The sequence below is a fragment of the Bacillus sp. CDB3 genome (assembly GCF_002081505.1).
Classification (GTDB): domain Bacteria; phylum Bacillota; class Bacilli; order Bacillales; family Bacillaceae_G; genus Bacillus_A; species Bacillus_A cereus_AT.
Genome location: NZ_ALBR01000011.1, coordinates 1 through 26,365 on the forward strand (window position 1 = coordinate 1; position 26,365 = coordinate 26,365).

A 26,365-nucleotide genomic window follows, 5' to 3' on the forward strand; every position below is an offset into this window, starting at 1 on the left:
TAACGTAAGTACGTACGTAACGACGTAACGTAACGTACGTTAACGTAACGTAAAGTAACGTCGACACGTAGTACTAAGTAGTAGCAGTGCACTTTTTATTACATTATTTTGTGAAACATTTCACAAAATAGACATACACAAATGAAATAATTTCATGTATATTAAGTTCATGAAATGTTACTCACGAACAAACTTGTGAAATATTTCACAAACGATGAGGTTCATGTAGGAAAGCAACTCTATTTTTTTGCGATAATCGGGACTTATTACGGCCTATAGGGTCTTATTTAGTCCAAGGTAGTAGAATAGGAGGAATTTACATGGTGGTCAAAGAGAAAGTTGTAAATGAAATGCAAGAGGTAAAAGAGATGATTGATACGTTAGTGAAGAACGGTCAACAAGCTTTACAAGCATTAGAAAGTTTTACACAAGAGCAAATTGACAACATTGTTCATGAAATGGCGCTTGCGGGTGTCGATCAACATATGCCGCTTGCGAAGTTGGCTGTTGAAGAAACGGGCCGTGGTGTATATGAAGATAAATGCATTAAAAATATTTTTGCCACTGAATATATTTGGCATAGTATAAAGAAAGATAAAACGGTAGGAATTATTTATGAAGATCCTCATGAAGAAGTAATAGAAATTGCAGAACCTGTCGGTGTAGTAGCTGGGGTAACGCCAGTAACTAACCCAACGTCGACAACAATGTTTAAAGCGTTAATCGCGATAAAAACGAGAAATCCAATTATTTTCGCATTTCATCCTTCTGCACAAAACTGTTCCATTGCAGCGGCGAAAACAGTATATGATGCAGCAGTGAAGGCCGGTGCACCAAAGCACTGTATTCAATGGATTGAAAGACCTTCTGTGGAAGCAACAAAACAATTAATGAACCATGAAGGTGTTGCGCTCGTTCTAGCGACTGGAGGAGCTGGTATGGTGAAATCAGCTTATTCTACTGGCAAACCCGCGCTAGGTGTAGGCCCTGGTAATGTACCATGTTATATAGAGAAGTCGGCACATGTAAAACGCGCTGTTAATGATTTGATTTTATCGAAAACATTTGATAACGGTATGATTTGTGCATCGGAACAAGCTATCATTGTAGACAAGGAAATCTATGATGATGTTAAAACAGAAATGATTGCAAATAATTGTTACTTTGTAACAGAAGAAGAGAGAAAAAAATTAGAAAAGCTTGTTATTAATGAAAATACATGTGCAGTAAATAGTGATATTGTTGGGAAATCAGCACAGTATATTGCTGAATTAGTAGGAATTACTGTACCTGAACATACAAAAATGCTTGTAGCTGAAATTAAAGGTATCGGGGCAGCATATCCACTATCTCGTGAGAAACTGAGCCCAGTGTTAGCTTGTGTAAAAGCAAATTCATTAGAAGAAGGATTTACATATTGCGAAGAAATGTTAGAGCTTGGTGGCCTAGGGCATTCAGCGGTTATCCATTCTACAAATAAAGAAGTACAAAAACAATTTGGGTTACGTATGAAAGCCTGCCGTCTCATTGTAAATGCACCTTCATCACAAGGTGGAATTGGTGATATATATAATGGATTTATTCCATCACTTACGCTTGGTTGTGGCTCCTACGGGAAAAACTCAGTTTCCCAAAACGTAACGGCGACTCATTTATTAAATATAAAAAGGTTGGCAAATAGAAAAAAGAATATGCAGTGGTTCAAATTACCACCCAAAATTTATTTTGAAAAACATGCGACAGCATATTTAGCAAACATGCCTAACATTTCCCGCGCATTTATTGTAACGGATCCAGGGATGGTTGAGCACGGTTATGTAGATACAGTTACGCACTATTTACGTAAGCATGCAAATGATGTGAAAGTCGAAGTTTTCTTTGAAGTTGAGCCAGATCCATCAGATGAAACTGTATTTAAAGGTGCGGACATGATGAAAAGCTTTAAACCAGATGTAATTATCGCGCTTGGTGGCGGTTCAGCTATGGATGCAGCAAAAGGGATGTGGCTATTCTACGAGCATCCAGAAACAACATTCTATGGAATTAAACAGAAGTTTTTAGATATAAGAAAACGTACATGTAAGTATCCGAATCTGGGGAATAAAGCGCAATTTGTTGCCATTCCAACAACATCGGGGACGGGATCAGAAGTGACGCCATTTGCAGTTATTACAGATAAGAAAAATAATATTAAATACCCGCTTGCGGATTATGAATTAACACCAGATGTAGCGATTGTTGATCCGCAATTTGTAATGACAGTACCACCTCATGTGACGGCAGATACTGGTATGGACGTATTAACACATGCAATTGAAGCGTATGTGTCTGTTCTGGCAAATGACTATACTGATGGTTTAGCATTAAAAGCAATTGATCTCGTATTTAAATATTTACCGAGAGCATATAAAGATGGAAATGATGAAGAAGCACGAGAAAAAATGCATAATGCTTCCGCAATCGCAGGGATGGCATTTGCAAATGCTTTCCTAGGTATTAATCACAGTTTAGCGCATAAAATTGGACCAGAATTCCATATTCCGCATGGGCGTGCAAATGCAATTCTTATGCCGCACGTAGTTCGCTATAATGCTATTAAGCCAAGAAAACACGCATTGTTCCCAAAATATGAGCACTTTGTGGCTGATGAACGCTATGCACATATTGCGAGAATGCTCGGGCTTCCAGCAAGCTCAACAGCGGAAGGTGTGGAATCACTCGTCCAAGCAATTATTGAGCTTGGAAAAAGCTTAAATATAAATATGAGTATTGCAGGACAAGGGGTTACTAAAGACCAATTTGAAGGGGTTGTTGGATTATTAGCAGAAAGAGCTTTTGAAGATCAATGTACAACAGCTAATCCAAAATTACCGCTCATTTCAGAGCTGAAAGAAATCTATATGGAAGCATATAAAGGCGTATAATAGATAAAAAAGAGCCGCGAGTAAGCGGCTCTTTTTTACTTTGGAAAACATCTCCCAGATTGGTTCTATTTACTTGTCTTTAAGCTTGATAGAATGTGATAAAGTGAGGATGGGAGTGATAAGCAGATGAAAGAATTACAAGAAAAAATAGCAGATTATACCCGGTTTGCACAAGTACTTTTAGCTATAAGTACATTTTTAATGATCGGTTTATTAATTCCAAGTGGAATAAAAAGTATGGTACAGTCTTTTGTTATGATGGGAAGTATTATTGTATTTTTAGTTCTTGCTTTTTTCTTCTTTAAGCGTGTTAGAACGATGCGTGATCAATTAGAGGAGAGCGAATATGAAGAAAATTGTTAAATAGGGCGCTACGAAAAGAAGAAATCTTTTTGTAGCGTTTTTTGTTTTTTGTAGAAAATGTATGCGTTTCATATTGACAATGATAATCCTTATCAATTAAAGTAGAGTAGTAGTCAATGATTATCATTATCAATTAGAGGTGGAAGAATGAAAAAATCTATTACGCTGTTCACAGCGATCTTATCTATTTTTTTCTTGTTAATAGGTTGCAGTGCAAAGGAAAACGAAAAAGCATCTGCAACAAAAACAGAAAAAGGAACAGACAAAATCGAAATTACCGATCTCTCAAACAGAAAGGTAACGTTCAATAAAGTTCCTGAAAGTTTTGCAACGTTAAGTATGGGTGATATGAATGTTATCGATGCTTTAGGAGGGAAAATCGTCGGTCGTCCAGATGCAAAAATTCCCCTTCCAGAAGATTTGCAAAAAACGCAAGTAATTGGAAATGCACATCAGCCAAACTTTGAACAAATTGCTAGCTTAAAACCAGACGTACTTGTTGCAAATAATGGATTTCAAAAAAATATTCCAACGGTCGAAGGACAAGGAACAAAAGTAATCATTTCTTCAGCTAATTCTGTAAAAGATATTCAAAAGAGTATTGAAATGTATGGAACAGTGATGAAGAAAGAAGATAAAGCAAAAGAACTTAATCAAAAAATTAATGATCAAATGAAGAAATATGAGAAAAAGAGTGACGTTAAAGCATTGCTAGTATATGGAGCACCAGGCACTTATTTAGCAGCATTACCAACATCTCTGTCAGGTGATATTTTAGAAAAAACGGGCGGCAAAAATATTGCAGCTGGTTTTCCAGAAATGAAAGAATATCCGCAATATGCACAGCTAAGTGTAGAACGCATTATTGAGGCGAACCCAGATGTAATTTATTTAATTACACATGGAGATCCAAATAGTGTGAAAAAAGCATTTGAAGGCGAAATGATGAAAAATGAAGCGTGGAAAAATTTAGATGCAGTCAAACAAAATCGTGTTGTTATTTTGCCACCAGATTTATTTGGATCAAATCCTGGAACAAAAGTAACAGAAGCAATGGACTTTATGTATAAAAGTATACAAGATGTAAGGAAATGATGAGTATGGAGAGTAGTGAAGCAGTAAGAGAAAAGGAACATCCTTTTGCGAAAAAAAGATGGGTAACAGCAGTTACTTTAGTTGTATTAACGATTCTAGGTCTTTTTTATGGTCTTTTCGCAGGAAGTTTATCCTTTTCTTTAGGAGACATTTTAACAGGGATACAAGATGAAGGTTCGATAGTTCATCGAATTGTATGGGATCTTCGTATACCTAGAGTGCTCGTTGGGTTTATTGTAGGAACATGTTTAGCAGCCTCGGGAGCATTACTGCAAGGGGTTATGAGAAACCCTCTTGCAGACCCCGGAATTATCGGAGTTTCATCAGGAGCAGGCCTTGTAGCAATAATAATTATGATTTTATTCCCACAACATATGGCTTTTTTACCACTAGGGGCGTTTTTAGGAGCGTTCATAACAGCGATGGTTATTTATGCTTTATCATGGCAAAAAGGGGCACCACCTTCAAGAATCGTCTTAGTAGGTGTATCAATCAATGCATTAATTGGTGCAGCAACGTCAGCATTAATGTTACTACATAGTGATAAAGTACAATCTGTGTTACCGTGGTTAGCTGGTGGCATTGGTGGTGTAAGTTGGGCGCATTTAAATATGATTATTTATTATGCAATATTCGCTATTATATTGGCTTTCTTTGGCATTAAGCATATTCGAGTATTAATGCTAGGAGATGAAATGGCGAAATTATTAGGGCGTAACGTGGAGAGAAGTCGGTTTTATTTAATAGTAGTAAGTACATTATTAGCTGGAATTGCGGTTAGTGTTTCCGGACTTATTGGATTTGTCGGTCTTGTTGTACCACATATGTTACGTTTATTAGTTGGAAATGATTATAAATATTTACTGCCGTTATCATGCCTTGGCGGAGGGATATTACTTGTTTTCGCGGATGCGATAGCTCGAAGTTGGTTCGATCCAATCGAATTGCCTGTTGGTATATTATTGTCCTTCTTAGGTGGTCCGTTCTTCTTATATTTAATTCATAGAGGAGGAAAACGACGTGATTTCCGTTAACAAAGTGTTTTACGCACATTCCGAAAGATTTCAAATCCAAAATATGAATGTACATATTAAAGCTGGAGAAATCGTTAGTTTAATTGGTCCGAATGGGTCGGGGAAATCTACTTTGCTTCGTTTAATAGCAAGGCTACTTAAACAAAGTGAAGGAGATATCATTTTAGATGGGGAAAATATTCATACGATGAAGAGTGCGGATGTAGCGAAGCAATTAGCGATGTTACCACAAATGCATGATCATCAATTAGATTTAACAGTGCAAGAGTTAATACAGTTCGGAAGAGGTCCTCATAAATCATGGAGTAGTCGCTTGAATAAAGAAGATGAAGAAATTGTTGATTGGGCATTGTCTGTTACAAATCTTGAAGGGTATGAATATCGTCTTTTACAGTCTTTGTCAGGAGGAGAAAGACAACGTGCTTGGATTGCGATGACGCTAGCACAACGTACAAATGTCTTACTATTAGATGAACCAACAACCTTTTTGGATATCGTTCACCAGTTGGAAGTAATGGAACTTGTGAAACGATTAAACGAGGAGTTTGGTATGACAATTATAATGGTTTTACATGACATTAACCAAGCGGCTCAATATAGTGATCGTTTACTCGTATTAAAGCAAGGCAAGATTCAGTATGACGGTGTACCAGAAGAAGTATTATGTCAACAAATGTTTCAACATGTATTTGGCATAGAAGTAGATATTTTTCAAGGAAGCGACAAGCCATTTTTTACACCGAAACGAATTTCTAAAAAAGGAGAAGAGCGATGCAAACAGAAGAACGTATTACCACTGAATTAGTAAGGGAATTTGTTATGGCAGCTCATGGAGATCTAGAAAGGGTACAGGAGCTTTTGTTCGAATCACCTAGCTTACTTCATGCTTCTTATAATTGGGGCGGTTCAGATTGGGAAAGTGCTTTAGGAGCAGCAGCACATGTAGGTCGTAAAGATATTGCTCTTTATTTACTAGAAAAGGGTGCTCGGATGGATATTTTCGTAGCAGCTATGCTTGGAGAGTTAGAAGTTGTACAAGCTATTTTAGTGGCACAACCAGAAGCATTACGTGCATCTGGCCCACATGGTATTTCCCTTCTTCAACATGCTCGAATGGGTGGAGAAAAAGCACAGCGTGTATTTGAGTACTTAACGGTGCTCTCTTAATAACCGTAAAAGTTCTTATGTGCGGTAAACTTTTCACTTTAATATAATTGGAAAGTTTACCGCCCGTTAGAACGGGATAAGTATCTAGTATATTTGAAAATCCTACACCCCCCTCAATTGTAGTTTTCTTTTTGCTAGTTATGATATGGATGCAGTAGACAATATTTGTCTACTGCTTTTTTTACGTTTGTAAAGAGTGAATATTCTATATTTTAATGTTGGTTCATTTATAATAGAGAGTAACACTTACTATACATACAAAATATGATCGTGTAATAAAGAACAGAATGCTGGGAAGGAGTTTAAAAATGTTCCATACAGATCGCCTACAATTTCGCAAATATACAATGGATGATTTACAGTTCTACGCTTCGTTATGGGGGAACGAGAAAGTAATGCGCTATATTGGAAATGGGACGTTAAAAACATATATGCAATGTAAAAAAAGTTTGGAGGAGTGGGTGCTTCCAAGTTATAAAAATGGTCTCGGTTTATTTGTAATGATTGAAAAGGAAACTGGGATACGAATTGGTCATGCAGGACTTGTTAAGCAGAAGGTAGATGGAAAAGAGGAAATCGAAATTGGTTATTGGCTACTTCCTCAGTATTGGGGGAAAGGGTATGCGAAAGAATCAGCAGCAGCATTTCGAGACTACGGTTTCCAAGCGTTACAAATGAATAAATTAATTTCACTTATTAATCCGAACCACCCAGCTTCAATATTTGTAGCTAGAAAAACAGGACTTAGCTATGAAAAAACAACTGCATTTCATGGGATTGATGTCTTAGTTTATTCTATTAAGAGAGTTGGATGAAAAAGTTCACTTTTTTAAAGGTGAAATATACTTTTTGAAGAATGGTATATAAAAATAAAAGGAGGGATTACATGTATATTTATCATAATGGACTAATTATTCGTGAAGGAACGAATGGAGTGCCAGCATATGCAATTAAAACATTATTTGAAGATGCTGGTTGGAGTAATGATAATATCCCTTCTTGGCAAATTGAAAAATTTTCGATAGCATTTGAAAATTCAACATGGGCTTTCACAATTTGGGATGAAGAAGAGATGGTCGCGATGGTTAGAGTAATTTCTGATCAAATCATGGTTGCTAATATAGTAAATTTAGTTGTGAAGTATGAGTATAGAGGGAAAGGATTAGGTAAGAAACTAGTAGCTCTTTGTTTGCAAAAGCTTCCTCATGGTGATTGGTTTGCACATACAGCCGCTAACAATTTTGATTTTTATAGAAGTTGTGGTTTTGAAGTAAGAGAGTTATCAAGAAATGGGACATGTGCGTACTACGGGTATCAAGTAGCAAAAAAGGATGGGCACCGATAAACTTATAAGGTAGTGAAGAAAAAGGATTGCTATTTTAATAATATAAACTGAATTGAGACTCATTTTATGATAAAATAAGAGAAAATTCAGTTTATTAAACGGGGGATAAAAATGAATGTAAAAGTTGGGGATGTATTTAAATATGAAAGAAGATTTACCGAGGAAGAAGTTTTCGAATTTGCCAATATTACAGGTGATAAAGGTAGGCATCATATGGAATATGATGAGAATGGAAGGTTAATGGTTCATGGTTTATTGACGGCTAGTATTGGGACGAAAGTAGGAGAAGAGTTACATTACATAGCAAGGGAATTAGTAAGCGAATTTATTAGGCCAGTTTTTACAGGGGATACGATTACTTGTGAATTAACTTTAACAAATATTGAACAAATGGAAGGATATAAAAAAGTTTCAATTGAGTCAGTATATCGTAATCAACATGAAAAGACCGTACTAGTTGGGACAAGTTATGGAATTATAAGGGGATAAAAAAGAAGCCTGTTACGAAACAGGCTTCTTTTTTTATCAATTAGTAAACTCGTTTTCGATTTTCAGCATGACTAGAGATAAGTAATAACGCAGACTCTTCACCTATATTACGAACAATATGAGGAACGCATGCATTCCAGGAGAAGGAATCGCCTTCTTCTACAATTGCAATATCTTCACCATGTTGAATTTCTAGTTTTCCGCGTAATACAAGATGACACTCTTCACCTTCATGAGCATTGGGTGAGTTTTCTTTTGGAAACCCAGCAGGAATTTCTACGAGATTTAGGCGAAGGCCACCTTGCTCTGCAACATGTTCAATTCTTTGTTCATCTTTTCCATAAACACTGTATTTACGTTTTCTTTTTTTACAATTTTTAAACGATCTTTTTGTTCTAACAATAAATAGGGAAGAGGAACATTTAAAAAATTGGAGATCGTTTCTAAAGTTGAGATTGATGGTGATGTTTTATTATTTTCAACCTGACTCATAAAGCCTTTAGAAAGACCTGTTCCCTCACAAATTTGTGCGATTGTTATGCCTCTACGTTGACGAATTTCACGTATTGCAGAACCAATATTCATAAAAATCAAGCTCCTTTTTGTAAACAACTATTTGTATCATAGCAAAAAAAAAATATTTTTTCTCATGAAAAATGAATTGACGAATAAAAATAATTAGTGTATGTTTTGTAATGTAAATAAAAGTTTTATATAAGAAAAATATAAAGGAGAGAAAAAAATGAATCAACATATTGGCAACTTAATTATTCGTATCGTGTTAGGGGTAACGTTCTTTATGCACGGTTTAACAAAATTCCAATCAGGAATTGACAATATTGCAGGGTGGTTTACAAGCATTGGTTTACCGGGAGGACTTGCATACGGTGTAGCAACAGTTGAATTAGTTGGAGGTCTATTGTTAATTCTAGGCTTAGGTGTAAGATATATTGGCTTATTATTTGCATTTGTTATGGTTGGAGCGATTGTGAAAGTAAAATGGTCAGCTGGCTTGTTAGGAGACGGGAAAAATCCTGGGTTTGAGTTAGAACTTGCATTATTAGCGATGGGTGCATACTTATTTGTTGCGAAAGCTGATGGTTTTGTAGATAATTTCTTAAAAGAGAAAATGTTAAAGAAGAATTAATTAAAATGGGGGTATAACAAAATGGGCTTTCAACTTCATCCCGAAACAACACTTGGGGTTGTTCATTTATATGTATCAAATTTAAAGAAATCGCTAGAGTTTTATACAGAAGTATTGCGTATGAAGGTATTGGAAGAAACAAGTACAATCGTTACGTTTGGTAATGAGGAAAATGAGCCACTTCTCATCATAGAAGAAAAGGAAGACGCTCTTCCGAAGCAAAGAGGTCGAACTGGTTTATATCACTATGCAATTTTATTACCAAACAGACAAGACTTAGCAAATATTCTTCGTCATTTTGTTGAGAGAGTACACCCATTACATGGTGGGGCTGACCATTACTTTAGTGAAGCTCTTTATTTAGCTGATCCAGATGGAAATGGGATTGAAATTTATCATGATCGCCAAAAAAAAGTTTGGCATGATGAAAATGGAGAGCTACCATTTGTTAGTAACCCGTTAGACGGCGAAGGATTATTACAGCAAGGAAGTACATGGAATGGATTCCCGGCTGGTACTGTGATGGGCCATATTCATTTACATGTAGCTGACTTAGAAGAAGCGAAACGTTTCTATGTTGATGGTATTGGTTTTGATGTAACAATCCCAGCTCGAAATGGAGCATTGTTCGTATCAGCAGGTGGTTATCATCATCATATCGGTTTAAATACATGGCAAGGTGAAGATATACCACCACAAATGCCAAATTCCGTCGGCTTGAAATATTTCACCATTATACTAGCAGATGAAAAGCAAAAAGAGCAAGTATGTGAAAGTTTAAAATATATTGGCGTGGTTGCTACGTATAAAGATGGAGTATTACAGGCCGAGGATCCGTTTGGACATTGTATCCATTTCAAAATAAAAGGAGAAGCCTAAAAAAGGCTTCTCTTTTTTACTTTCTTATAATTGCTTTTTCATTTTGTAAAAATAGTTCATCAAATTGCTTCGCAAGTTCAAAATCTAGTTTCGTTAAACCTTTTGCATTCCAAGATGACAAAGTAATAATAACTGCTTTATACTGGATAAGGATAAATGGATGGTGATTATGTTCTTCTGATAGTTTGGCGGCTTCAGAGACAAATTCGACTCCTTTTAAGTAGTCGGAAAACATATATTTTCTTTCAATCCATTTTTCATCTTTTACCATCCATTTATCTACATTAAATAATTCTTCTTGAACTTCTTCTTCAGTTAATCGTAGCATCATTTTTCACATCCTTTACCTGTAGTAGCGCAAGACCATTGTTAATAAGGCGTGTTACAGCTTCGTCAGTTGTGAAAGTAGAAAGTTGCTTTAATAATGCTGCTGATGTTTCATGCCCTTTGTTATGTTCTAAAAGTAGTTCTAATATTTCAAGGCGAAGCAGCCATTCTTTCGCATGAAATTTATTTAATACCTCTTGAATTGCTACTAATTGCTCGACATACGCGTCGTGTAAAGTACCTTCACCTCGAATATCACGAACCGTTTGATACATACGATCCAGCTCAGTTAATGTAAGAGGTGTTGGAGTTTCTTCTGTTTCTTCATTAGTTGGGAAAAACGATGCTGCATCTGCTGCTCCTGGGAATACTGAAGTGATTTTTGAGCCAACAGCCATATCAAATGCGCCCCATGAAGCATCAAATAATAAGCGGTCGTTATAAGTAACTGTGCAATCGATAAAGGAGATAAGAGCAATTTTCTTATCGTTTTTTACAATAGCTGTTACTGTTCCTTTTACATGAATACCACTTGCAAAAGTAAACTCTGTAATATTTCCAATTGTAATTCCTAATGATTGTAGTTGTTCGTCTGTACAATTTTCTAATGCAATATTTTCAGTGAGTAATCCAATTGGTGTTCCAAAGCCGTCACTGTGTACAGATGTAGAATGATTCGCTAATTGTTTATTATGAAGTGCTAATGCCGTTGGCGAAGTTGTGCGCATGTAAATAACTTCACCTGCATCGTTTTCAATTGTTTCGTTGAATGTGCCTGTAATTTGTAATCCACTATTTAGCTCAGCTGTTGCATGGTTTTCGGAGTGAATTGCTTTTTCTAATCCTTCTGTGCCACCTGTTTTGAATGCCATCGTTTCAGAGAACGTCTCAAGCGCCTCAGTTAACTCTTCAAATGATTGACAAACAAATAGCTGTGGTTGCATTTTTGTCACATCATAAGTTGTCCCTGTGCAAGCTTCAATTGAGAAAGGAACTTTTTCTACAGCATCTGTTAAGCAATGTTTGCTTTCGCCGACAGAGGAAAGAAGGCCAGCACCGTAGATTTTTGGATCGTCAATATTTCCAATTAAGCCGTATTCCACTGTCCACCAGAATAGACGTGAAATTTGTTCTGCTTCTGATAAACCAGAAACTAAGTTTTGTTTTTCAATTACAGCATTTTCAGCAGCTGCAACTTCTTCAGGTGTAGAAGTCGGGCTTTCTTTTACGATCGTTAATGTACGAACAGCTTCAAAAGCTTCATGTTCTTCTTTAGTGGAGAAAGCTTTCGCTCCAATTTGCCCAAAGCGTTTCACATATTTTGCATATGTACGATCAAGTAAAATCGGTGCGTGTCCTGCTGCTTCATGAACGATATCAGGAGCTGGTGTATACTCGATATTTTCTACTTTACGAATATCTGTTGCGATTGGTAGTAATCCGTGCCCCTGAAAATCGAAGAATGCTACGCCAGGAATAAGTCCGTCAATCGTTACAGCTCCCCAGCCGCTTGGTGCTAAACATTCATTCATTTCTTCTACCTTTGGGATTGCATCTATATTAATACCAGATGATTGTAGTCCATTCACATAGGCTGGATGAGCAACATCTTTTAAGAAACTATGATTTTGTCTCATAATGTAACGCCATACAGCGTGATTCACCGGTGTGTATTGATCATAATGCTGTGTGGATACGAATGGTTTTAAATGCGATGGAATTTCTGTTTTCTTTGTCATTTAGACATCCTCCTTTTTTTCTATAAAATTAAATATCGGTTTCGTATAGCTTGTACCACCCCCTCTCAAAATTGTAAGCGCTTATAAAATTTTATCATAAGATTCGGAATTATTTAACATTTGTTTCTGTGAGAAATAGAAAAAGCCCCTATCGCAAAATCCGATAGGGGCGAAAAAATCGCGGTACCACCCTATTTGTAAGTGAAAATATACTTACATCTCAACTAATGATAACGGAAAAATTCCGTCTTTTCCTTCATGCATAAAAGCACTACGAAAAAGAAGCTCCAGAATTGTAATTCGTACTTATATATGTGCTAATTTCCACCGACCATTAGCTCTCTGAAACAGGGATACAAGATACTACTGCGATTCTTTCAACGCGTATATATGAAGTTATTTAAAAGGGAAGGACACAAAAAAGCCCCTATCGGAAAATCCGATAGGGACGATGAAAATCGCGGTACCACCCTATTTGTAAACAATTAATTGTTTACCACTTACTTTAAGATAACGGAAAGATCCGTCTTTCTCTTCATGCATAAAAAGCATTACGGGAAAGAAGCTCCAGAATTGTAATTCACGCTTGTATATGTACTGATTCGCACCAACCATCAGTTCTCTGAGACAGGGATATAAGTCGCTACTAGTATTCCTTCAAAGCCGATATATAATTTGTTCAACTAAACTATGTTTTGTATTATAAAACTATATTTAAAAGCTTGTCAACAATAATTTTATTATTTCACTTCTAAATCGACGTTTAAATTAGATGTATTTCCGGCTGCATCAGTTGCTACAATATGAATGGTATTCTTTCCTTCTTGTAATTGACTACGATCGAAATAAATTTCATAGTTTTTCCCCCAAGGATTTAGGTATGCACTTTCCCATGCGCCATTTCCATTAATTTCATACTGTATCGTTACGGGATGTCCTGGAGCAACCCATCCGGATTCTGTCATCCAATCTAAAAGTATATCATCTACTTTACCTCTAATTACGAGGTTTTCTTGATCTACTTCAGACGATAATTTCGGTGCAGTGCGATCGACAAACACAGCTCCTGTCTGTTTCGTTTCTCCACCAGAGTTAGAAGCAACAGCTTCGATTTGGTATAAGCCATCAGGTAGAGGAGATCCGTCAGTTTTCGTACCATTCCATTTGAAAGATTTATAACCTGTTGTTTCATTCTTACCTTGATGAATGATTCCTTGATATGTTACTCGGTCTTTCGTAACTAAATTAGCATGAAACGTTACATCTTCAACTGGTGTAACTAAATAGTAATTGATAAGGTTGTCATCTAGTATTTTGTCATTATTTGGACTGAAAGTAGAATTAACGATTTCAAGGCCGTCAATACGTTTGTATTCTTTCGGATCAATGCTAAATGTAAATGGAATACGCATTTCTTCAGTCTTCCCTTGCTCTTTTACATATAGATTACCTGTATATACACCTTGTGGTAAGGAGCTATCAACAGTAATAGTAAAAGGCTTTTCGATATTACTATTAGGTTTCATACTAATAGAAGAAGGGAAAGAAGTCTGGACTTTTGTTTTTGTATCTAGTAATTCAATGCGAGTTGAAAAGTTTTTCTTTTGTTAGAAAGATTTTGTAACGTAATATTTTGTGTTAACTTCACTTTACCGCTATTAGGTTTAATAAGACCGAAACTTACATTGTTTGGTTTCACTAATGCATCTGCTTTTGCTGCTTTTGGAATGTTAATTAAACCAGATCCTTGTGCCATGACAGGATATGTATTTTCATTGACATCCTTTAATGTTTTTGCAGTGTTGGCAAGAGCAGATTTCAATTGTTCTGTCGTCCAATCAGGATGCATTTGACGCAGCAGGGCAACAGCTCCCGTTACTTGCGGCGCAGCCATACTTGTCCCATTGTGAGATTCATAGTCACCTCTTGGTACTGTACTTGTAATTTGTACGCCAGGTGCAACAACATCTGGCTTTATAAGCCAACTTCCTTGTGATGGTCCCCTTGAACTAAAGTTACCAATAAGTTCTGTTTGGTTTGGTTGTCCAATCTTTATATTTTTCTTTTGTTTTGTAATTAAATTTTTCAATTCTTCACCATTTGTGTTTGATAGTTGCATAACCGGAAGAGCTACATCTTCACGTCCAAAATATTCTGGCATAATATTAATTTCTTTTTCGTTAGAAATTAGTAGCACGCCGAGAGCGCCAGCTTGTTTCGCTTGTTCTGCTTTTACTAACGTGCTTGAAGTTCCTTGTAAGACAAGGGCGAACTTACCTTTTACATCTTGTTTAGCATAATCACTTGGATTACCGTAGCCGACATAGACAAGCTGAGCATCGTTTCCTACTTGGAAATCTGATTTTGATAACGGTAATCCTTGGTAAGATTTATTGGAACCAGCTACTTGGAATGTTGGAAATGGGATAGAAACTGTAGATGCTCCAACAGAGATGACACTACTTGCGTTACCAGGAGCGTCAACAGACCAAGGTTTTGGCCCATCATTTCCATTTGAGACGACCGCAGTAACACCAAGCTTTGCTGCACGTTCTAGCGTCATTGTTACAGGTTGATCAGGTACATTCAAATCTTGACCAAGAGATAGATTTAAAACATCGGCACCATCTTGAATCGCGCGCTCAATACCTTGAATAATATCATCGGTCGTACCAATACCAGCATCATTCATGACACGGTAAGCGAGTATAGAAGCATTCGGAGCAATCCCCTTTATTTTTCCGTTACCAGCAATAATTCCAGCAACATGGGTACCGTGGACGTTTCCATCCATCGGATCATTATCTTCATCGACTGTATCATAGCCACCGATATAATTTGCTTGTAAATCAGGATGGGTATAGTCTACACCGGAATCGATAATAGCGACTTTCATCCCTTTTCCATCAAGGGGTTTGCCAGTTGGATCTTTTAAATTCCAAGCCTCAGGTGCACCAACTGTAGGACCTCCAACATTTGGTGTTTCTTGATCCGCTGGGCTTTTTGATGTTTCATGTAACTTATATGTTAAGTTTGGATAAATTGCTTTTACTTCAGGTAAAGAAGCTAAAGCAGCAACTTGATCTCCTGGGATAGAAATAGAAAAACCAGAAAATAATGTACTATATGTTTCTTTTATCGTTGCCTTCGGTGCTTTTTCTTTAATTTTTTTTGTTGTATCCTCTTGTGCCTTTTTTAGTTGTGCATGGTATGATTGCACATTGCTATTTTTTAGATCCGGAGCATGCTGAATGTTACTTTGTGAAGCGAGTGGAGCATGCTGCAATTCTACAATGACTGAAATTTCTTTTGATGTTTTTGTTTCAACATTTTGCGCGATTTTGTTTTCTCCCCATTGTTCAATATTCGCTTTTAATTGTGGACTAAATTGCTTCTCCTTTTGCAGTGATTCAGCATGGGCGCTTAAAGCTCCAAAACTCGAAAAGACGAGCGCCATACTTAATAGTGTAGATGTAGTTTTTTTCATTGAAACTCCCCCTAATAAAAAGTGCTAATATTCCGAAAAATCATCTTACATTTTTATCATTAAATATAAAAACGAATGTTGGCTAAACTATATTTTCGACATAATTCACACCAATCCTCTTTGAATTGAAAATTTCTTGGGAAATTTTTTGGGATTATGTCGAATGGGTAAAATTTGCATATAGTAAGCAGAATATGAGGAATGCTAAAGATGGAAAATGGGGGTGCTATATGAAAAGATTTATAGTAAGTGTAATCATGATTTTGTTCCTTTTTTTCTGTTCCAGTTCGATTAAAGGCGCAGAAAACAATGAAGTGAAAGTTGCCTTTATTCGTAATCATAATCTATGGATTAAAGTTGGTGAGAAAGAAAAACAAATTACAAAAGGAGAGTACATAACAGGGCCGAAATGGTCACATAATGGAGAATGGCTTGCATATGCAAAAGGAAAGAAGCGAAATCATTTCGAACTGTATCGGTTGAAAGATGGAAAGAAAGTTACACCATCTCAATCAGAAGCATCGAATTATCAATGGTCACCAACAGAGAATATAATTGCCTTTGTATTTGCACGTACATTAAATATATTTAATGCTGAAAAAAAGAAAGCAGATTTTGAAAATGTAGCCAATGGTGTAGGTGACTATGCATGGTATCCTGATGGTAAGAAGTTTCTTGTATCATCAGAAGCGTACTTGCTTCCAACAGGATGGACAGGTGCTCAGTTATATGAAATACAAAAGGATGCAAATATGAATCCTCATAAGATGAAACATTTATATGCACTACCGAATGAGCATGATGACTTTTTATCATTAGTTGGAAGTGGATTTAAGTGGTCGCCAGATCAAAAGTGGATTTCGTTTTTGGCAGTACCAACAGCTTCTTTGTCAGCGGATAGTAATACACTTTGCTTAATTCGATCAGACGGCAGTCGTTTTGAAACAGTAGATCAAATGTTATTAAACACACAATGGTTCAAATGGGCGCCATCAAAAAATATATTAGCCTATATTGAAGGAAGCGGGAGAGTTGCATTAGAGAATAAACATTTAAAAGTAAAAGAACTGCCGGCATTACAGCAGAACACATTTACTCCAAAAGGCTATGTTGATTGGGATTTCACATGGAAGAACGATAATGTAATTATCGTTTCACGAGCAAAAGAAGCAGGGATAGAAACTCCGCCAGAAAAAAGACCACTACCATCTTTATATGAAGTAAATAGTATAAGCGATGAACAACGTCAAATTACAAAGCCATTTAATAGCCAAGGCGATTATAATCCTATTTTTATTAAGACGAGCAACCAATTGTTATGGATCCGTTCAAATCGTAAGAAAGCTGATGTATGGCTTGCTCATAACGATGGAAAACATGAAAAGAAGTGGATTGAAAATATAGATGTACCAGAGTGGTATTATGAGAAATGGAATTGGGAAGATGTCGTTTCGGTTAAAGGCGAGTAAAAAAACCTGCCTAAAATATAATTTTTAGGCAGGTTTTTCAATGTTATTTATGTGTTTTATTTGGCTTTTTTTTCGCAGGGTTTCCGTTCCCTTGGCGCTTTCTATTTTGTTCATCTTTTGCTTGTTTTTCATGTAATGTATCTAAAAAGTCATTTGAGTTACTCATTTTTATATCGCTCCTTTTTTTATTACGTCCTAGTTACTATAACCATTTAGGAGGATAATCATGATATAAAAGTTAAGCGCTTAATTTTCTTCGGTAGTATAAGTAAAATAGTCCATACGTAATGACTAACATAAGTAAAATTTGTAACTCTATATTTTCTTTTAAAATAGTTACGACAGGATCTGGTAAGTAAGGTGATGTATCGCTCGTTCCTAAACCTAACCATTTGTTTAAGAGGTTCATGATACAAAATATGAAAACACCGGACCAGCTTGCGATAATTGCTTTTTGTTTAATTTTCGTTTTACGTTCATCATCTGTAATCCAAGGATTAGCAGTTTTATCACTAATAAAAAAGCCATTTATGTATCCCCATATGATTATTCCGATAAAGATGATAATCCATTTCATATTTGTATTCCTCCCCTTATTGTAAAAAGTATTTTACATATATAATTGTAATGTTTTCCAAATAATGATGTCAAATACTTTTTACATTCTGCTTTTTAAAATAGCAGGAGTAAAGAAAAAAATAGGGAAGAAATATGTGAGACCATTTTCTAGTGAGAGGAAGAGGAGAATGAAACTTGTCTTTGTTCGGCATGGTGAAGGTGAGCATACGAAAAATTTATCATTAAGTTTACAAGCGGTGAATCCGTCATTGACGGGTGTGGGAAAGAAGCAGGCAAAATTGCTTCAGTGCGGTGTACCATTACAAGAAAAGGATATATTAATCGTTAGTCCTACACTTCGAACTTTACAAACTGCGACAATATGGAGTGCGGAAGTTGCTTGTCAAAAAATTGTTCATCCATATGTATCCCCGCGTATTTTTCCTTATCGGGAATCCGCCAAAACATTGCCATGCGATCAATTGTTAGATCGAAAGATAATTGAAAATTTATTTCCACATTTTTCATTAGAAGAAAGTACAAATGAATTGTTATGGAATGAGGGAATCAATATCATCTCAGAGAAGGAATTTCAGCAAATAGTAGATGAATTTCTGCATTGGTGCGATCAGTTAAAAGCAGAAAAAATTTGTATCGTTTCACATGATGGAACAATTACAGCGTATAGGCAATATTTACAGAAAGTTGCTTTAACTAGAGCAGATTTTTTGAAAGAAACGGGTATGTATGAAATTGACTTATAGGGTAAGGGATTTGTAATGGAAGACTTAGGAGAAAATGTATACGACTTAAACGAGCAGAGGGTATACTTTGGCGTAGCGGAAATTAAGTAATATGCAAAATTGCATATTACACATATTGTAAATGATTGGTATAAGTTTGGGGAGCTGAAGCTAGTAGAATCGATTTTACATGATAATGCAAAATCGTATGTTAGATCGATAGATTATGTAGGTGGAAATTTAGGACTTATGTTTACAATACACTTATTTTACAGGCTTATTAACCATGACAACACGTTAGGAGAAGCTGTTCGAGAAGCGAGATTAATCGATGAGGAGACATGTACATTTCGAGTATATAAAAAATATGAAACGCATTTGTTCTATATTCGAATGAATGTGTTTCACATTTAACTCACATTTTTTTTACATTTTCTTCAATGAAAATGATTATCACTTGTGGTATGATATGTTCAAGTTTTTACAGGTAATAAAAGTTACTATATATACGTTAGTATTTAATGTTTTTTATGTATGTCACAAATTATTCGTAATTAACATTTTAAAAATAAGTAACTAATGTTATTATATTATCTGTAACTGACTTAATTACAACTTTAGGAGGAAGATATGATTATTCAATTTTTAAGAGAAAACAAAGCAGTTTCTTTTGTATTAGCGATAGTTCGAGTGTATCTTGGTTACACATGGGTAATGGCTGGAATCGGTAAACTACAAGGAAAAGGATTCGATGCAACTGGTTATTTACAAGGTGCAATTGAAAAATCTAAAGGAGCACAACCAGCTGTTCAATCTTGGTGGGCATCATTCTTACAAGATTTTGCAATTCCAAACGTTGATTTATTTAATACACTTGTGACGTGGGGAGAAATTTTAGTCGGAATTGGTTTAATTGTAGGCTGTTTAACAAAAACAGCGGTCTTTTTCGGTCTTGTAATGAACTTTTCCTATATGTTTAGTGGGTCAATTGGTGTGAACCCTGAGATGGTTATTTTATCGATGTTCGTTCTTGTTTCTGGTATGAATGCTGGGAAAATTGGAGTTGATGGCTTCATTATTCCAAAAGTACTAGGATCAAAAACGCCAAAACGCCAAAAGCAAGCTGCTTAATATATGAAAACGGGTATCTCAACATGAGATACCCGTTTATTTTTCAGCACTTATAGGATTTTTCTCGAAGAAATCTTTTACATACCCTACAAATTCTTGTGGCTCTTGACGAAATGGTGCGTGATAACCTTTTTCGATAATATGGAAAGTACTATTTTTTAAGAATTGATGATAAGTTTCTCCTTCTTTCCAAGAAACGCTACTATCATTTCTTCCCCATATAATTAAAGTTGGCTGCTTAATTTCATTTGCATTAATTTGAAGACGTCTAGGCCACAACTTCATTTTATTATAATGTTCTTCATCATTACGCTTGAAGTTAACTTTGCTCTCATCATAGTCTGCAATAGAAGAAACTGTACTTAAATCAGTCGATAATTGTGGTTTAGGAGATCCCTGCTTATTCACTAATGAGTGAGGCCCGCCTGTAGCGTCAGTTAAAATAAGATGGGTAACCGCATCAGGATATAAGTATGTTAAATTAAGAGAAATTTCTCCGCCCATGGAGTGACCAAGTATTGCGAATGTATCATAACCTAGTTTTTTCATTAGCTTATAATACAAATTTGCATGAGTTGGGAAAGAATAATAAAAATCCATCGGCTTAGAGGAACGTCCGAATCCTAAGGCGTCAACAGAAATAATCGTATGATCTTTTGCTAAATCTGAGTAAATCTTTTGAAATCCATCTGATGATCCACCAAATCCATGGATCATAAGTAAAGGTGGTTTCTTGCTGCCAATTTGCTTAAAGTAAATAGTTTGTCCATCTATTTTAACCATTTTTTCTTCTGTAGTTAATTTCGCGGTAATTGTATTTTTTACTTGTTCTACGGGCTTTTCTGCTGCACTACATCCTACTAGTAATGTAAGAGTCAGACAGCTCGCCATAAAATAGCTAAGTCGCTTCAATTAGTTGTCCCCTTTCTAACATAACGCTGCATCTATCATAGCAAATAGCATATTACGATTTCCAGGAAGTTGATTACCATTCTTTATCATAAGAGGTGAAAGAAGTACTTCATGGAAATTTGCTGTTTGAAGAAATTGGCGGAATATGAATTGTGAATGCGGGACATCAATGCGTATTGTCCCATTCCACGATTTACAAATTATTTCTAATAAGTGAATAGAGTCTTCTTCTGTTTTTGAAATAAGTGGAGTAATACATAGCACATCTCCCTTTTGTATGCATAAAGCAAAAGCATCGATTTGATTATCCCGTTCTATTTTAAATGAGTAGGTTGCTCTCGATAGTAGCGATGAATAAAGCTTAGAACGGTGAGCACCAGTCGCAGTTTGATCAAGAAAAACAAGAGAAGGAAGATCATTTTTCTGAATTTGTTTTATGGGAACAGACTTTGTAATTATGTGATTCGCTTGTTTTTCGAAACGATGAATTGTTGTTATTGATTGAAATCCATATGATTGATATAAAGGTTCACCAGCTTTTGTTGCAATGAGCAGAATAGGAAGCGATGAATGAGTTAGAGTTAAACTGTTGTTTAGCAAAATACGGCCGATTCCTTGTCTTTGAAAATCAGGATGTACGATTAACATACCGATAGAAGAAAATCCACGATCAAATGGAAATACCCCTCCAGCTGCAATAAGTTTATTTTTATGTACATAGCCAAAAATTGTACCAATTGAAAGATACATATGGAATTGTTCTTTCATAAAGGCTTCATGTTGTAACCATCCGATAGATTCGCAAAGAGAGAGTAAATCTGGAATGGTAGATTTGTCTAGTTTTACTGTTTCCATAAAGATTCACCACATTTCTATTCAAATTAGAAAAAAAGTAGAGAACGGAATGTAACAAAATGTAAAGTAATACATTTACGTTAAAAGAAATCCAATTTGTTTATATTTAGTTTGTAAAGGGCATTATGCTTGATATGAAAGGACAAAGTTATACAAATTATAACTGATATTTACATAAGTTAACAAAAAATTTACATATAACTACTTTTATCTTAATAGTCTTCTATTAGATTGAATAGTGGGAAATGAATAACCTAATTAGGGGGACAAGACAGTGAAAAAGTTTGTAAAAAAAGCATGGCCATTTGCAGTTGTGGCGTCGTTAGCAGTTACTTCGGTAGCGACATGGAATTTTACGCGTTCTAGTGAGGTTAATGCAGATGAGAACGGAAACAATGCAAAAATTAAAAATGTCATTGTATTAATTGGGGATGGTATGGGGCCTTCATATATGACAGCTCATCGTTATATGAAAGATAATCCAAAAACATTTGAGATGGAATCTACAGAATTTGATAAGCATCTTGTAGGAACACAAAAAACATATCCAGAAGATGAACATGAAAATATTACAGACTCTGCATCGGCAGCAACTGCGATGTCAGCAGGTATAAAAACATATAATGCAGCAATTGCAGTTGATAATGATAAAGCTGAAGTGAAAACAGTGCTTGAGCAAGCGAAAGAAAGAGGGAAATCAACGGGACTCGTTGCGACTTCTGAAATTACGCATGCAACGCCAGCCGCTTTCGGTGCACATGATATTAGTCGTAAAAATATGGATGCAATTGCAAATGATTACTTTGATGAGAAAATTAAAGGTAAGCATAAAATAGATGTTATGCTTGGCGGTGGCGTCAATAACTTTGTTAGAAAAGACCGCAATCTTACAGAAGAGTTTAAGAAGTCCGGTTATAGTTATGTAACAGATCGTAATCAATTATTAAATGATAAAAGTGATCAAGTTCTTGGTTTATTTGCACCAGGTGGTTTAGATAAAATGATTGACCGTAATGATAAAACACCGTCATTAGAAGAGATGACAAATGCAGCGATTGAGCGCTTGAACAAAAATAAAGATGGTTTCTTCTTAATGGTCGAAGGTAGTCAAATTGATTGGGCTGGACATGATAATGATATTGTCGGTGCAATGAGTGAAATGGAAGACTTCGAAAAAGCATTTAAAGCAGCAATTGAGTTTGCGAAAAAAGATAAGAACACATTAGTTGTTGCAACTGCGGATCATTCTACTGGCGGTTTATCTTTAGGTGCGAATGGTGAGTATAACTTTAAAGTAGAACCGATTAAAGCTGCGAAACGTACACCAGACTTTATGGCAAATGAGATTGCAAAAGGTGCAAATGTAGAAGAAACATTGAAAAAGTATATTGATTTACAGTTAACACCAGAAGAAATTAAAGCTGTAAATGATATAGCTCCATCAAAAGATGTAACAAAGATTGATAATGCAATTGAAGATATCTTCAATAAGCGTTCGGTTACAGGCTGGACAACGGGTGGACATACAGGTGAAGACGTGAACGTGTATGCATTTGGCCCAGGTAAATACTTATTCTCTGGTGTTCAAGAGAATACAAATATAGCTAAACGTGTCTTTGACATTGTTGGCGGCGGCGATCCGAATAAAGGAAGACGCTAATTATAAATGAAAGTGAGGCGAAATGCCTCACTTTTCTTTTTAGGAGATGGAAAGATGAGGATTTTTTTAGGGAAAGTAAGATTCCTTTTAGTATTTGTATTATTGCTAGTTGGATGTCAATCTCAAGAGAATAATATAGAACAAAAATCTGCTAAAAAAACTGAGGAAAAGGTACATATAACGAAAGAAGAAAAGAAATCCATTCAAGATGTTATTGAGGCATTTGTACGGACGACGAATGAAAAAAATCTTGCTGAACATATGGAGTTATTTTCAAAGAAGATGCCTAGTGCTGAAGACTTAAAAACACAAAAGGAAGCAGCGTTTCAAAAGGGAAATAAGAAAATTGAATTAGAGCATATGAATATGAAAGCTCTTAAAGAGGGACTTGTTATCGTTGAAACAGAGGAAAAAGAAGTAGACGGGGGAGTTACTTTGCAGAAGAAAGTACAGTATGCACTTGGAAAAGAAGAGGCAGGCTGGAAAATTGAAGAGGTTCGTACGATAGAAAAGAAATAAAAAAGGTTCTCGTAGAGAGAACCTTTTTAAAGTGGTAATAAAATTTGATTTGAACATGCTTCAATATCATCAATATCTTGACGGATTGTCGCCATTTTATTATCGAGATCTTCAGCTTTCATAGCCGCATCATGTAGTTCATCTCTCAAATAATCAGGTATATTTCCTTCATATTTATAGTACAGTTTATGTTCTAAACTTGCCCAAAAGTCCATCGCAAGTGTACGTAATTGAATTTCTGCAAAGACATCTTTCGTACCAGAATTTAGTGACAATGGATATTTAATAATCATATGCAAACTTTTATAGCCATTTCCTTTTGGATTAGCAATATAATCTTTTACTTCTACAATTTCCATGTCTCCACGATTTTCAATAACCTCTTTTAAATGGTAAATATCTTCTACAAAGCAACATGTAATACGGATGCCAATAATATCTTGTAATTGTGTTTGAGCATTTTCAACTGTTGGTGATAAGTTTTTACGCTCAAGCTTCCTAATGATACTTTCGGGTTGTTTAAGTCTTGTTTTTATATGTTCAAACGGGTTGTAGTCTTCTAAAAATTGAGCTTCCCGGTTCATAATTTCAAATTTAGTTTTTAACTCTTCTAAAGCGAATGTATAAGGTAATACAAAAGCTTTCCAGTAGTTAACTGTTGATTGGTTATATTCCATTTCTATACACACCTTTTCTTATTTACAAGTGAAGTTGTTATTATACTAAACACCAAATCATGTAGGCGCAAGCAGCAAATGATGAAATCATAAAGCGATATTTAGTTTTCATATTTTCAACTCCTTTCAAATGAAATTTTATATATTAATAAACGCAGTTGTTAGTAAGTTCACTATGTACAATTCCTATAGTAATAGATTCATGTGAAATTCGTATGAACTAATTGTTTCAGTTTTTTGTCTTTTTCATTTGAATCCTTTTTTTGGAAAGGTGTTATGATTAATTTAACTTATATAAGGAGATGGAATGATGGATATAAAAGAAAGAGAAGGAAGAGGAAAAGTAGCACATATTATCGAAATCACTGATGATTATAAGCTTGTAGTAGATGATAAGAGCAATGTAAATGAGCCGCTTCACGTATTATGGTGGGAGAATAAAGACGATGGGGAAAAAAAGATAGAAGTTGTACTCAATAGGTATACAGGGGAATTGATTGAGCTAAAGATAGATGATGAAGGATACTTTTCGACTACTAATGAAATGATGGATGACAATAAGGCGAAAGAGATTGCGAATACATTCTTGAAAAAATATATAAAAGAAGGATTAGAGTTTTATACATATGTAACTGTTAAGGACGACTGGCGTGGTTTGAAAAAAATCAATTATATGCAAGAAGTCAATGGGTATCCGTTGACGAATACAGGCTGTATTGCGTACGTTCATTCCTCAGGAGAAGTTGTACACTTTTATTATAATGGACAAAAAGCTATACAAGAAAAACCGCTATGGCCAAATGAAATTGTTGAGGAGAACATCGTTTTAGAGAATTTAAAAGCTAGACAAGATATGAGACTTGTGTTTGTAGATTTGACATTCTCTTCATGTAAAAATGAAAGTGGAGAAGAAGTAAAAGGGTACCATCTTGTATATGAGCCAGAACCTAGCCATGCGTTTATTGATGCAAGTACGGGAGAAGATTTATTTGAACCAGAACACTATAAATTAGCTCCTACAGTATCTGTTGAAAAAAAGGTAAAAAGTACCCGGAAAAAAGATGTCTTCGATTTATTAGATTGGGACTTAGAAAAGTTTATAAAAGTAGATGAAAAAGAAGATGAGTATGAAGTCCAAATGAAATTTGTACTGAAAGAAGAAGTGCAAAAAGAAATAGAAGAGAAGGATCCATATTCAATAGATGAGTTCTATAAAAAGCATTTTCCTATGTTGAAGCATGATAAATTCGTTGTAATTACTGTAGATAAAAAAACAAATCAATTGATCTCCAGTTTAATGTGGACGAACGAGAAAGACAGGAAATCAATATTATCAAGAGAGAAATGTTTAGAAAAAGCACTTCAATTTTTAGAAGAAATTATTCCAAATGCAACAAAGTATGTTCAGCTTTGGGATGATTATGAAGTGGAGGAGGGGATAGAGAGGTTTTCCTTTTCGATATATGTAAATGACATTTGTGTAGCGGGAAAATATATCATGATCAACATCAATACAGAAAATGGTGCGGTGATGCATTATTCAGGGGAATCTAGCAACTTTATAAAAGAATTGCTCACATATGAAACAACACCAACAGTAGCAAAAGAAAAAGCGTTAGAAATATACAGAGGGGCCATCCGAGTTAGACTAGAATGGTCTTTAGATAATGCTGCAGAGGAAACGAAATACAAGCTGCTGTATAAACAAACGACGGATGAAAATCATAAAGAACCTTTCGATTGTAGTCGAGAAATTCGTTATATTGATGCGCGTACTGGGGAGAAAATTTGGAGCAAATAAGCTTTTAAATAGAGAAAAAGGTCTTCGAGAGAAGACCTTTTTTA

General features: G+C 35.5%; 24 protein-coding genes, 3 pseudogenes and 2 other annotated features. Of the genes and pseudogenes, 18 read left to right on the forward strand and 9 right to left on the reverse strand.

The annotated features are described in order from the left end of the window. Window positions 1-320: 320 nt before the first annotated feature. The 9 genes from adhE to CDB3_RS02225 all read left to right on the forward strand — a co-directional run bounded on the left by adhE (window position 321) and on the right by CDB3_RS02225 (window position 8,417). Window positions 321-2,924, forward strand: coding sequence for a bifunctional acetaldehyde-CoA/alcohol dehydrogenase (adhE, locus tag CDB3_RS02180; RefSeq protein WP_128853350.1), 2,604 nt, complete (start codon window positions 321-323; stop codon window positions 2,922-2,924). A gap of 126 nt (window positions 2,925-3,050) precedes the next feature. Then, window positions 3,051-3,287 carry a YrhC family protein gene (locus tag CDB3_RS02185; RefSeq protein ID WP_002034123.1) on the forward strand — a complete coding sequence of 79 codons (237 nt, stop codon included), beginning with the start codon at window positions 3,051-3,053 and terminating at the stop codon, window positions 3,285-3,287. Window positions 3,288-3,434: 147 nt separating this feature from the next. Further along, window positions 3,435-4,382 (forward strand): ABC transporter substrate-binding protein, encoded by a 948-nt coding sequence (locus tag CDB3_RS02195; protein WP_128853351.1) that lies wholly within the window; start codon window positions 3,435-3,437, stop codon window positions 4,380-4,382. Window positions 4,383-4,387: 5 nt separating this feature from the next. Further along, the gene (locus CDB3_RS02200; protein WP_128853465.1) at window positions 4,388-5,416 is read left to right on the forward strand and encodes a FecCD family ABC transporter permease; all 1,029 of its coding nucleotides are present in this window, start codon (window positions 4,388-4,390) and stop codon (window positions 5,414-5,416) included. After that, window positions 5,403-6,221, forward strand: coding sequence for an ABC transporter ATP-binding protein (locus CDB3_RS02205; RefSeq protein ID WP_128853352.1), 819 nt, complete (start codon window positions 5,403-5,405; stop codon window positions 6,219-6,221). The genes CDB3_RS02200 and CDB3_RS02205 overlap by 14 nt, the downstream gene beginning before the upstream one ends. Then, complete coding sequence (locus CDB3_RS02210; protein WP_097830615.1) at window positions 6,188-6,583, forward strand: ankyrin repeat domain-containing protein; 396 nt, start codon at window positions 6,188-6,190, stop codon at window positions 6,581-6,583. The genes CDB3_RS02205 and CDB3_RS02210 overlap by 34 nt, the downstream gene beginning before the upstream one ends. Before the next feature lie 287 nt (window positions 6,584-6,870). Beyond that, window positions 6,871-7,398, forward strand: coding sequence for a GNAT family N-acetyltransferase (locus CDB3_RS02215; protein WP_128853353.1), 528 nt, complete (start codon window positions 6,871-6,873; stop codon window positions 7,396-7,398). 71 nt (window positions 7,399-7,469) lie between these two features. Beyond that, window positions 7,470-7,928, forward strand: coding sequence for a GNAT family N-acetyltransferase (locus tag CDB3_RS02220; RefSeq protein WP_097830617.1), 459 nt, complete (start codon window positions 7,470-7,472; stop codon window positions 7,926-7,928). Between the two features lie 111 nt (window positions 7,929-8,039). After that, window positions 8,040-8,417, forward strand: coding sequence for a hotdog family protein (locus tag CDB3_RS02225; protein ID WP_071747409.1), 378 nt, complete (start codon window positions 8,040-8,042; stop codon window positions 8,415-8,417). Window positions 8,418-8,457: 40 nt separating this feature from the next. Here CDB3_RS02225 and CDB3_RS02230 read toward each other — a convergent pair. Further along, window positions 8,458-9,002, reverse strand: a pseudogene (locus CDB3_RS02230) (helix-turn-helix domain-containing protein). Between the two features lie 157 nt (window positions 9,003-9,159). On the opposite strand from CDB3_RS02230, the gene CDB3_RS02235 reads away from it, so the two are divergent. Both CDB3_RS02235 and CDB3_RS02240 read left to right on the forward strand, forming a co-directional pair. Then, on the forward strand, window positions 9,160-9,564 hold the full coding sequence (locus CDB3_RS02235; RefSeq protein ID WP_128853354.1) for a DoxX family protein: 405 nt from the start codon (window positions 9,160-9,162) through the stop codon (window positions 9,562-9,564). A gap of 21 nt (window positions 9,565-9,585) precedes the next feature. After that, window positions 9,586-10,443, forward strand: a complete 858-nt coding sequence (locus CDB3_RS02240) for a VOC family protein (RefSeq protein WP_128853355.1) — start codon at window positions 9,586-9,588, stop codon at window positions 10,441-10,443. 16 nt (window positions 10,444-10,459) lie between these two features. Here CDB3_RS02240 and CDB3_RS02245 read toward each other — a convergent pair whose 3' ends face one another. The 3 genes and pseudogenes from CDB3_RS02245 to CDB3_RS02255 form a co-directional block, all read right to left on the reverse strand. Then, on the reverse strand, window positions 10,460-10,774 hold the full coding sequence (locus CDB3_RS02245; protein ID WP_128853356.1) for a 4a-hydroxytetrahydrobiopterin dehydratase: 315 nt from the start codon (window positions 10,772-10,774) through the stop codon (window positions 10,460-10,462). Beyond that, a complete protein-coding gene (locus CDB3_RS02250; RefSeq protein WP_128853357.1) occupies window positions 10,755-12,509 on the reverse strand; it encodes an aromatic amino acid hydroxylase in 1,755 nt (584 codons plus the stop codon). The genes CDB3_RS02245 and CDB3_RS02250 overlap by 20 nt, the downstream gene beginning before the upstream one ends. Window positions 12,510-12,671: 162 nt before the next feature. Beyond that, window positions 12,672-12,899: a binding site (T-box leader), on the reverse strand. 51 nt (window positions 12,900-12,950) lie between these two features. Further along, window positions 12,951-13,179: a binding site (T-box leader), on the reverse strand. Window positions 13,180-13,249: 70 nt separating this feature from the next. Continuing rightward, a pseudogene (locus tag CDB3_RS02255) lies at window positions 13,250-15,996 on the reverse strand (S8 family serine peptidase). A 230-nt stretch (window positions 15,997-16,226) separates the two neighbouring features. Between CDB3_RS02255 and CDB3_RS02260 the strand changes: the two are divergent. Then, window positions 16,227-17,465: a TolB family protein gene (locus CDB3_RS02260; protein ID WP_128853358.1), complete on the forward strand. Its 1,239-nt coding sequence runs from the start codon at window positions 16,227-16,229 to the stop codon at window positions 17,463-17,465. Window positions 17,466-17,508: 43 nt separating this feature from the next. Here CDB3_RS02260 and CDB3_RS02265 read toward each other — a convergent pair whose 3' ends face one another. Both CDB3_RS02265 and CDB3_RS02270 read right to left on the reverse strand, forming a co-directional pair. Beyond that, window positions 17,509-17,631, reverse strand: coding sequence for a DUF4023 domain-containing protein (locus tag CDB3_RS02265; protein ID WP_000071861.1), 123 nt, complete (start codon window positions 17,629-17,631; stop codon window positions 17,509-17,511). 72 nt (window positions 17,632-17,703) lie between these two features. Then, entirely contained in the window at window positions 17,704-18,042 is a 339-nt protein-coding gene (locus CDB3_RS02270) for a phosphoglycerate mutase (RefSeq protein WP_128853359.1), read from the reverse strand. A 169-nt stretch (window positions 18,043-18,211) separates the two neighbouring features. Here CDB3_RS02270 and CDB3_RS02275 point away from each other — a divergent pair, with 169 nt between their 5' ends. The 3 genes and pseudogenes from CDB3_RS02275 (at window position 18,212) to CDB3_RS02285 (ending at window position 19,897) form a co-directional block, all read left to right on the forward strand. After that, window positions 18,212-18,787: a histidine phosphatase family protein gene (locus tag CDB3_RS02275; protein WP_128853360.1), complete on the forward strand. Its 576-nt coding sequence runs from the start codon at window positions 18,212-18,214 to the stop codon at window positions 18,785-18,787. Window positions 18,788-18,796: 9 nt separating this feature from the next. After that, window positions 18,797-19,180, forward strand: a pseudogene (locus tag CDB3_RS02280) (hypothetical protein); the annotation flags it as partial. A 216-nt stretch (window positions 19,181-19,396) separates the two neighbouring features. After that, entirely contained in the window at window positions 19,397-19,897 is a 501-nt protein-coding gene (locus CDB3_RS02285; protein ID WP_097830628.1) for a DoxX family protein, read from the forward strand. A 36-nt stretch (window positions 19,898-19,933) separates the two neighbouring features. Here CDB3_RS02285 and CDB3_RS02290 read toward each other — a convergent pair whose 3' ends face one another. Continuing rightward, on the reverse strand, window positions 19,934-20,809 hold the full coding sequence (locus CDB3_RS02290; protein WP_128853362.1) for an alpha/beta fold hydrolase: 876 nt from the start codon (window positions 20,807-20,809) through the stop codon (window positions 19,934-19,936). Window positions 20,810-20,824: 15 nt separating this feature from the next. Then, the gene (locus CDB3_RS02295; RefSeq protein ID WP_128853363.1) at window positions 20,825-21,664 is read right to left on the reverse strand and encodes a GNAT family N-acetyltransferase; all 840 of its coding nucleotides are present in this window, start codon (window positions 21,662-21,664) and stop codon (window positions 20,825-20,827) included. Window positions 21,665-21,938: 274 nt separating this feature from the next. Between CDB3_RS02295 and CDB3_RS02300 the strand changes: the two genes are divergently transcribed. Beyond that, window positions 21,939-23,324, forward strand: coding sequence for an alkaline phosphatase (locus CDB3_RS02300; RefSeq protein WP_097830631.1), 1,386 nt, complete (start codon window positions 21,939-21,941; stop codon window positions 23,322-23,324). Window positions 23,325-23,378: 54 nt separating this feature from the next. Then, window positions 23,379-23,843 (forward strand): hypothetical protein, encoded by a 465-nt coding sequence (locus CDB3_RS02305; protein ID WP_128853364.1) that lies wholly within the window; start codon window positions 23,379-23,381, stop codon window positions 23,841-23,843. 26 nt (window positions 23,844-23,869) lie between these two features. Here the strand turns inward: CDB3_RS02305 and CDB3_RS02310 are convergent, their stop codons facing one another. Further along, window positions 23,870-24,520 (reverse strand): GTP pyrophosphokinase, encoded by a 651-nt coding sequence (locus CDB3_RS02310; protein ID WP_000456231.1) that lies wholly within the window; start codon window positions 24,518-24,520, stop codon window positions 23,870-23,872. 307 nt (window positions 24,521-24,827) lie between these two features. On the opposite strand from CDB3_RS02310, the gene CDB3_RS02315 reads away from it, so the two are divergent. Continuing rightward, window positions 24,828-26,321 (forward strand): YcdB/YcdC domain-containing protein, encoded by a 1,494-nt coding sequence (locus tag CDB3_RS02315; protein WP_128853365.1) that lies wholly within the window; start codon window positions 24,828-24,830, stop codon window positions 26,319-26,321. The last annotated feature ends 44 nt before the right edge of the window (window positions 26,322-26,365 follow it).

Excerpts from the sequence above, each read along its gene's own strand:
- adhE (WP_128853350.1), top strand. The coding sequence starts at position 321 with ATGGTGGTCAAAGAGAAAGTTGTAAATGAAATGCAAGAGGTAAAAGAG.
- CDB3_RS02185 (WP_002034123.1), top strand. The coding sequence starts at position 3,051 with ATGAAAGAATTACAAGAAAAAATAGCAGATTATACCCGGTTTGCACAA.
- CDB3_RS02195 (WP_128853351.1), top strand. The coding sequence starts at position 3,435 with ATGAAAAAATCTATTACGCTGTTCACAGCGATCTTATCTATTTTTTTC.
- CDB3_RS02200 (WP_128853465.1), top strand. The coding sequence starts at position 4,388 with ATGGAGAGTAGTGAAGCAGTAAGAGAAAAGGAACATCCTTTTGCGAAA.
- CDB3_RS02210 (WP_097830615.1), top strand. The coding sequence starts at position 6,188 with ATGCAAACAGAAGAACGTATTACCACTGAATTAGTAAGGGAATTTGTT.
- CDB3_RS02215 (WP_128853353.1), top strand. The coding sequence starts at position 6,871 with ATGCTGGGAAGGAGTTTAAAAATGTTCCATACAGATCGCCTACAATTT.
- CDB3_RS02220 (WP_097830617.1), top strand. The coding sequence starts at position 7,470 with ATGTATATTTATCATAATGGACTAATTATTCGTGAAGGAACGAATGGA.
- CDB3_RS02225 (WP_071747409.1), top strand. The coding sequence starts at position 8,040 with ATGAATGTAAAAGTTGGGGATGTATTTAAATATGAAAGAAGATTTACC.
- CDB3_RS02235 (WP_128853354.1), top strand. The coding sequence starts at position 9,160 with ATGAATCAACATATTGGCAACTTAATTATTCGTATCGTGTTAGGGGTA.
- CDB3_RS02240 (WP_128853355.1), top strand. The coding sequence starts at position 9,586 with ATGGGCTTTCAACTTCATCCCGAAACAACACTTGGGGTTGTTCATTTA.
- CDB3_RS02245 (WP_128853356.1), bottom strand. The coding sequence starts at position 10,774 with ATGATGCTACGATTAACTGAAGAAGAAGTTCAAGAAGAATTATTTAAT.
- CDB3_RS02250 (WP_128853357.1), bottom strand. The coding sequence starts at position 12,509 with ATGACAAAGAAAACAGAAATTCCATCGCATTTAAAACCATTCGTATCC.
- CDB3_RS02260 (WP_128853358.1), top strand. The coding sequence starts at position 16,227 with ATGAAAAGATTTATAGTAAGTGTAATCATGATTTTGTTCCTTTTTTTC.
- CDB3_RS02265 (WP_000071861.1), bottom strand. The coding sequence starts at position 17,631 with ATGAGTAACTCAAATGACTTTTTAGATACATTACATGAAAAACAAGCA.
- CDB3_RS02270 (WP_128853359.1), bottom strand. The coding sequence starts at position 18,042 with ATGAAATGGATTATCATCTTTATCGGAATAATCATATGGGGATACATA.
- CDB3_RS02275 (WP_128853360.1), top strand. The coding sequence starts at position 18,212 with ATGAAACTTGTCTTTGTTCGGCATGGTGAAGGTGAGCATACGAAAAAT.
- CDB3_RS02285 (WP_097830628.1), top strand. The coding sequence starts at position 19,397 with ATGATTATTCAATTTTTAAGAGAAAACAAAGCAGTTTCTTTTGTATTA.
- CDB3_RS02295 (WP_128853363.1), bottom strand. The coding sequence starts at position 21,664 with ATGGAAACAGTAAAACTAGACAAATCTACCATTCCAGATTTACTCTCT.
- CDB3_RS02305 (WP_128853364.1), top strand. The coding sequence starts at position 23,379 with ATGAGGATTTTTTTAGGGAAAGTAAGATTCCTTTTAGTATTTGTATTA.
- CDB3_RS02310 (WP_000456231.1), bottom strand. The coding sequence starts at position 24,520 with ATGGAATATAACCAATCAACAGTTAACTACTGGAAAGCTTTTGTATTA.
- CDB3_RS02315 (WP_128853365.1), top strand. The coding sequence starts at position 24,828 with ATGATGGATATAAAAGAAAGAGAAGGAAGAGGAAAAGTAGCACATATT.